Origin of the sequence: Halorubrum persicum (assembly GCF_002727125.1) — an archaeon.
GTDB classification, from domain to species: Archaea; Halobacteriota; Halobacteria; order Halobacteriales; family Haloferacaceae; genus Halorubrum; species Halorubrum persicum.
The window spans coordinates 1-5,827 of record NZ_NHOA01000046.1 but is presented as its reverse complement, the minus strand read 5'-3'; the positions used below and the strand labels follow the sequence as shown (position 1 = coordinate 5,827).

At 61.4% G+C, this 5,827-nt stretch carries 8 protein-coding genes; 2 read left to right on the top strand and 6 right to left on the bottom strand.

What is annotated here, in order from left to right:
* Nucleotides 1-274 precede the first annotated feature (274 nt).
* The 3 genes from DJ69_RS07710 to DJ69_RS07700 all read right to left on the bottom strand — a co-directional run bounded on the left by DJ69_RS07710 (nt 275) and on the right by DJ69_RS07700 (nt 2,956).
* Nucleotides 275-1,258, bottom strand: coding sequence for a DUF7544 domain-containing protein (locus DJ69_RS07710; protein ID WP_099255093.1), 984 nt, complete (start codon nt 1,256-1,258; stop codon nt 275-277).
* Nucleotides 1,259-1,499: 241 nt separating this feature from the next.
* Nucleotides 1,500-1,934, bottom strand: coding sequence for a hypothetical protein (locus DJ69_RS07705; RefSeq protein ID WP_099255092.1), 435 nt, complete (start codon nt 1,932-1,934; stop codon nt 1,500-1,502).
* A gap of 224 nt (nt 1,935-2,158) precedes the next feature.
* Nucleotides 2,159-2,956 (bottom strand): sulfite exporter TauE/SafE family protein, encoded by a 798-nt coding sequence (locus tag DJ69_RS07700; RefSeq protein WP_099255091.1) that lies wholly within the window; start codon nt 2,954-2,956, stop codon nt 2,159-2,161.
* 125 nt (nt 2,957-3,081) lie between these two features.
* On the opposite strand from DJ69_RS07700, the gene DJ69_RS07695 reads away from it, so the two are divergent.
* Nucleotides 3,082-3,768 (top strand): SCO family protein, encoded by a 687-nt coding sequence (locus tag DJ69_RS07695; protein ID WP_099255090.1) that lies wholly within the window; start codon nt 3,082-3,084, stop codon nt 3,766-3,768.
* A gap of 10 nt (nt 3,769-3,778) precedes the next feature.
* On the opposite strand, the gene DJ69_RS19175 is transcribed toward DJ69_RS07695, so the two are convergent.
* Nucleotides 3,779-4,075 carry a HEAT repeat domain-containing protein gene (locus DJ69_RS19175; RefSeq protein ID WP_180271751.1) on the bottom strand — a complete coding sequence of 99 codons (297 nt, stop codon included), beginning with the start codon at nt 4,073-4,075 and terminating at the stop codon, nt 3,779-3,781.
* Between DJ69_RS19175 and DJ69_RS17825 the strand changes: the two genes are divergently transcribed.
* Nucleotides 4,069-4,263 (top strand): hypothetical protein, encoded by a 195-nt coding sequence (locus DJ69_RS17825; protein WP_144050400.1) that lies wholly within the window; start codon nt 4,069-4,071, stop codon nt 4,261-4,263. The genes DJ69_RS19175 and DJ69_RS17825 overlap by 7 nt on opposite strands.
* Before the next feature lie 128 nt (nt 4,264-4,391).
* Here the strand turns inward: DJ69_RS17825 and DJ69_RS19015 are convergent, their stop codons facing one another.
* Both DJ69_RS19015 and DJ69_RS07685 read right to left on the bottom strand, forming a co-directional pair.
* Nucleotides 4,392-4,520: a hypothetical protein gene (locus DJ69_RS19015; RefSeq protein WP_275539513.1), complete on the bottom strand. Its 129-nt coding sequence runs from the start codon at nt 4,518-4,520 to the stop codon at nt 4,392-4,394.
* Complete coding sequence (locus DJ69_RS07685; RefSeq protein ID WP_099255088.1) at nt 4,521-5,576, bottom strand: PLP-dependent cysteine synthase family protein; 1,056 nt, start codon at nt 5,574-5,576, stop codon at nt 4,521-4,523.
* Nucleotides 5,577-5,827: the final 251 nt, after the last annotated feature.

Below are 5,827 nucleotides of genomic sequence, written 5' to 3'. Positions count from 1 at the left end.
GGGATTGCGATGCTCTCCCCTGATATGTATGCCTCACCTGGTTCACTCCATCTCGGACTCCTTATCGGTCTTGTTGGTCTGATATACGGTCTTGCTGGAGAGGCGATTGAGAATGCGCCCCAAGGCGAGTGATTCGCAGCTCTCATCGACTGGCTGTTTCATTCCAACTTATGTCTGAAGAATGGTATTTCAACAGAGCCGTTAAACAGTAATCCGAGGTGAGGTGGACATCGTCACGGCACGGTAGTGGCCAACTCACACGTAGGGGGATCGTTCACGGGTCTTCTATCGGCGGTCGTCGATCGCCGAGGATGTCGAACGACTCCTCGATATCGCCGAGCACGAGCAACGCATAGTACCGAAAATACGTCACGACGGGAACCTGTGAGAGCGTCCCGACAATGAGCATGGACAGTCCGAACAGAATCGCGAGTGCAACGATGACGACAACCCCGACCGTCGACGTCAACGAGACCGTCACGTGCGTGATCGCGGCCGCGATGAGGATAGGGATGAGAAGGACGATTGCGACGACCCCGACCACGATCGCGGTGATGATCCCGGCCGCGATCGTCAGCAGGAATGCGATCACGATGTACGCCAGATACTGTTTCCACGCGGTCTTGATCGACCGCCAGAGGCGACGCCATGCCGCAAGGACACCCGAGTCTGCCTGAATCATAAGCGGCACGACGAACACGGTCGTGAGCCCCGACACTAACGCGTACACGACGCCGATGAGAAACACCACCGGGATCCCGACAAGGAACGCCGTGGCGGGGATTGTGGGATCGCGTCCGGTCAGGATCGGAACGATGAGCAGTGCAAGCCAGCCGGCGAACAGCGCGATCATCGGGAGCCCGATTGCGAGTCGGAACCCGAACAGGCGGAGCCCCTGCCGCCAACGCTGACGCCAGTAGCGTCGGAGCGACACCTCACCGGTGCGAAGCGACTCGATCAGCACGAACTCCATGATCGCTCCGATCAACGCGAATATCCCGACGAAGAGGAGTCCGACGGCGACGACCGCGACAGCAAGCGTTACCGCGTCGACCGGGAGATTGAACGGGATCTCACCGGGAGAGACGTCTCCCGGCGGCGTCGACGTGTTGGACTGTGCCGTCGGGAAATTCACGCCGCTCCCGACGAAAAACACAACGATCGCAAGCTTCAGCCAGCGACGCACGGTAACGGGAGTCAGAAACTCCCGGGTAACGTCGAACGCTTCCTCAACGTTTTCGACTGCATGGAGGGCCATGGGTCGGGATACTCAAACTCAATAGTTAGCCCTTCTGGTGGGGGAGTGTGCAGACGAGGAGGCGCTGTTGAAATCTTCTTAAGGAGACAGTCATGACCCGGTTGCGGTCACTGCAGGAGGCCCACGAATCGCTCAGTACAGAAGACTCAGATAACAGTCCCAGACGATGAGATTCCCATAGTCTGTCAGTAGTGCCGTGCGGGATACAGAGAGTGTATACTGAAGCGAGTTCAGATGGACCCTACCGACCGTTTGTCCTGATTCGGAATAGATACTCGCCCCCGCCAAGGATGGCGTAGAGAACGAGAGGGATTGGCGAAAGGTAAACTGCGTAGAGGGCGAGGCCGAAAATTGTCTGGAGTGAGAGGATACCCTGTACGGCACCGACGGTGAGCCACCCGAGAATCACGACCACGAGAACCACGAGAGGTGTGAGTAGGTCAAATCGGAGGAAGATGGCGATGGGGAGTACGACGAAGGCGATGGCGAGGGCAATCATGGCCAGAAGATACCCGAGAGCGTCGATCGAGAGATGAGCGAGGAACTCACTAACGCTCCAGCCTGCGATGAGTAAGCCGGCACCGAAGTACAGAGAGACCACGGCGAGACCAACGAGAATACCGCTGAGCGCTGCAGCGGGAGTGGAGGAGCGGCTTCGTGCCAAGAGAGCGACCATACGACACACTACATCGAGAATGGTCATAAATCTCAGCGTCGATTGAAACAGTGATGGGGACGTTGCTGACTGTGCGCACGGTATTCAGCACGCCCTTCTGAATGGCAGCGAGATCGGAGAGGACCGACAGCGGCCTATTCGAACCGCTCAGCGACCGGCTGTTTCAGGTGAGAATCTGTCCGAAGAATGGAGTTTCAACTGAGGCACGCGTTTCGCTGAACGCGTCAGTGACCCATGCCGCCGAGTGGCTGATAGTGCGGGAGCATCGGGTGGGGGAGGTGGACGCCGAGCGCCATCAGTCCGTGCGCGAAGAGCATGTACCCCAGTACGACGAACACGACGCCGAGCAGCCGGTGGACGCGACGCCGGTGCGCAACATCGATCGACTGGATGATGGTCCCATAGAGGAAGACGGCCGGAATCGTGCCGAGGCCGAGCGCACCGAGGGCGATCGCGCCGGTCGTCGGGGAGCCGCTCGCAAAGGCGAACAGGTACGCGGGATACAGCATTGGACACGGCAGGAACGCGTGAACGGCGCCGAGGCCGACGATACTCGGGCTGTTCACGTGGCGATGGACTCGCGCCGCGAGCCACGACGTGACGCGTTGAACGCCAGGGATTCGAATATCGCCGCCGCTGCCGCCGATCACGTACCGAACCCCAGTCAGCACGATGAACCCGCCGACCGCGAGGCCGACAGTCCCTCGCAAGACATCGGCGATCGGCGTCAGCTGATCGGCGGTAACGAACACGACGCTCCCGAGCGCACCGAAGAGTGCTCCAAGAGCGGCATACGTCGTCGCCCGCCCGGCGTTGAACAGGACGTGTTGTCGGACCTCGTAGGTCGTGAGATGCCCCGACCGTCCGTCGCCGACGGTCGTTGTGCCACCGTCTGGATGCGGCGTCATCTGTTTCGAGTACATCGTCACGAGCGGACCGCACATCCCGATGCAGTGTGCGCCACCGAACACGCCGATGAGAACGAACAGTGCGACATCAAGTCGGAGGAGCGACTCGATCATACGTGGAGTTCGTTGCTCCCCGGCTTGTGTCGTCTGGTGCGATCCTCGACAGACGGCGTCCGCTCCCGCGCGCGTTCGAGAACCGCACCAGATACTTCAAGCGATCAAAATCGGTATCATGAGGTATGGATCGCCGACGCTTTTGTAGCTCAGTCGGGGCGCTTGGAGCGACCATTGGAACCGCGGGTTGTATGGGCACACTTGGTTCCGGTGGGTCCGAAAAGACCGTCCTCAATCCTCCCGACCAGGACTTGAGTGAGGCCGCTCATCCGAGTTACGGTGATGAAATGCCAGCGTTCACTGCTCCGGATCCGATTACCGATGAGACAGTATCGATCGAGGAGCACGAGGGAGAACAAGCCGTTGTGTGGACATCGTTCTACACGAACTGCCCGGATGGAGTGTGTCCGGCGCTGATTCTCAGACTCCGGCGCGCACAGGAGGCTGCCGCCGAAGACGGATACGGCGACGACGTCTCGTTCCTCGCTCTTACGTTCGACCCCGAGCGTGACACGGCTGCTGTGCTTCGTGAATACGCGAACCAGCAGGGAGTGAACCTCGATGCGGGCAACTGGCACTTTCTTCGCCCGGACAGCTACGAACGGGGACAGGAACTGTTAGACGAGAACTTTGGACTCCTGATCGAGAAGGCGCCGGCCGATCAGTACGACAATCTTGAGTACCAGTTCCCGCACTACGGATTGATTCTTCTCGCAAACAAGCAGGGGATCGTCGAGCGCGCGTACCCACGTGGCCCGAAGACGGACATCGAACAGCTCGTGGAGGATGTCAAACGGGTGGCCACCGCGTGAACTCGTAAGGTCACCCGTTAATCTCGGCGAGCGCCCACGATGCCCTCGTGCGGACATCGGCGTTGCCGTCAGAGCGTGCTCGGTCTTGCAACGGTGGGACCGCGTCTTCCGCACAGAGGTGCCCGAGCGCCCAACAAGCGTTTCGCGGACAATCGGGCTCTTGTCCGACAGCAACTAGACGACACCGTCCCCGTCGACCACGAGAAGCCCCGTTCCGAGCACGTCGAGACGATCCTCGCGGAAACGGAGTGTCTCGCGGACCCGGACCACAAGTACCCCACGCGCCGGGAGGGGTAATCGATGTCACAACTCGACTCACGCGGATCCGTTCGCAATCCCGCGGAGATCGACCGTGCCGTCCAGTCGGTAAACAGGCACGCCTACGCCGTCGGCGGTCCACGTGACCCCGAACCCCTCTCGTCGCCGCTCCCGGCGGCGCTCGGCGGTTCCCTGCTGGTCGTGTCCTTCGTCGTGTCTTGGCTCCGGAACCACTGACCAGCGTCGTCGAGGCGGCGGCGTGGTTCAGCGATCACCTCGAACCGCGGTCAGTCGAGTGAGTCGGCTCAGCGCAGGGGCGATCTGTGACGAATTAGGGGGCGTTCTTCAGACGAGTTCGGCTGGGGTCAGTAAAACCGATGGCCGGTCTCGACGCCGAGGACGAACTGCTCATTCGTCTTGAGCGTGATGGCAACGCTGGAACCGACCGCGCCGTCCCACGAGTACCAGCCAGTTCGCCGCCCGCTCGGGACCATTCACCCGCTGTTGGGCCGTGCCGACGAAGCTGCTGGTGTCGGCTTCGTCGCCGAATGGGTCTCGCTGGACGCCCCGCGCAGATCCCGTTCGGGATACCGGTCACCCCTGTCCGGGAACGGGATGACGACCACGTCCTCGCTGTCGAGGACGCCCATCGACGCCAGCCGGTCGACCATCGCCACACAGGCCCCGCTCGACGGACCGACGAGGAACTCACCGTCGACTCGGAGATGCTCGCGGACGAACTGTCGATCCCATTGTCCGGGATCGGCGATGGTGGGGGATCGGTCGGCGTAGCGAGCGTGTAACCAGCGGGCGTACTCGTACGCACGGTCAGTGGGAAGAAAGGACAACGTCTCGACGGCCGCCGGCTCGTAGGTTCCCGGCACGTAGTGGTCGGTCGAGTGACTGTGTTTCAACCCCGCGATGTCGTGTTCGTCGGTCGCCGGCTCGAACCCGTAGACGTCGACGCCGCGGTCATCGAGTGCGTTGCTGACACCGACGAGCGTACCGCCGGTTCCGGCACCAGCCACGAAGTGTGTCACGGCGCCGTCTGTCTGGTCCCAGATCTCGACGCCGGTCGTTGCCGCGTGGACCGCCGGATTCGCAGCGTTCTCGTACTGGTTCAAGTAGCAATACGCGTCGGGTGCTTCGCGGACCAGATCTCGACAGTCCTCGACGTAGGCGTCGTAGCCCCGATCGCTGTCGACGAACGTCGTCTCGGCACCGGCGGCCTCGATCGCCGCGATCTTCCCAGCGCCAGCATCGTCGGGAACGACGATCTCGACGTCGAACCCCCGTTCCGCACCGAATCGAGCAACTGCGGTCCCGGTGTTGCCGCTCGATGCCTCAAGGAGCGTCCGGTCCGCGACCGGTTCGGGCGCCGCGACCGCCGCGTCGACCATGGCCTTCCCGATACGAGTCTTGATCGAGCCACCACCGTACCCGGCCCCAATCTGGTTGAACCACTCGGCTTTTGCGTACACGGTTGGGGAGACATCGATATCGAGTTCTAGCAGTGGCGTCTCCCCGACAGCCGCTGGATCAGCGGTCATATCGTGTGCTTTCCCTTTCGCCCATCAAAAGACCCGACCCAAATCGGGTCGCGTTGAGTTAGGGAATGAGGCGTTCGACTTCAGAGTGCTTATGACCGAGATCGAACGCCGCGCTGGGCCAGTGGAACGGGAACGATGGACAGGGTGCGTAAGAGCGGATGTAGCTATTGACCTCCTCCCGCGCCTGAAGACGCGGGAATCCCACCACGGGATTTCAGGCTGAGCGTTCGTCCAACCCTACGGTTTCAAGA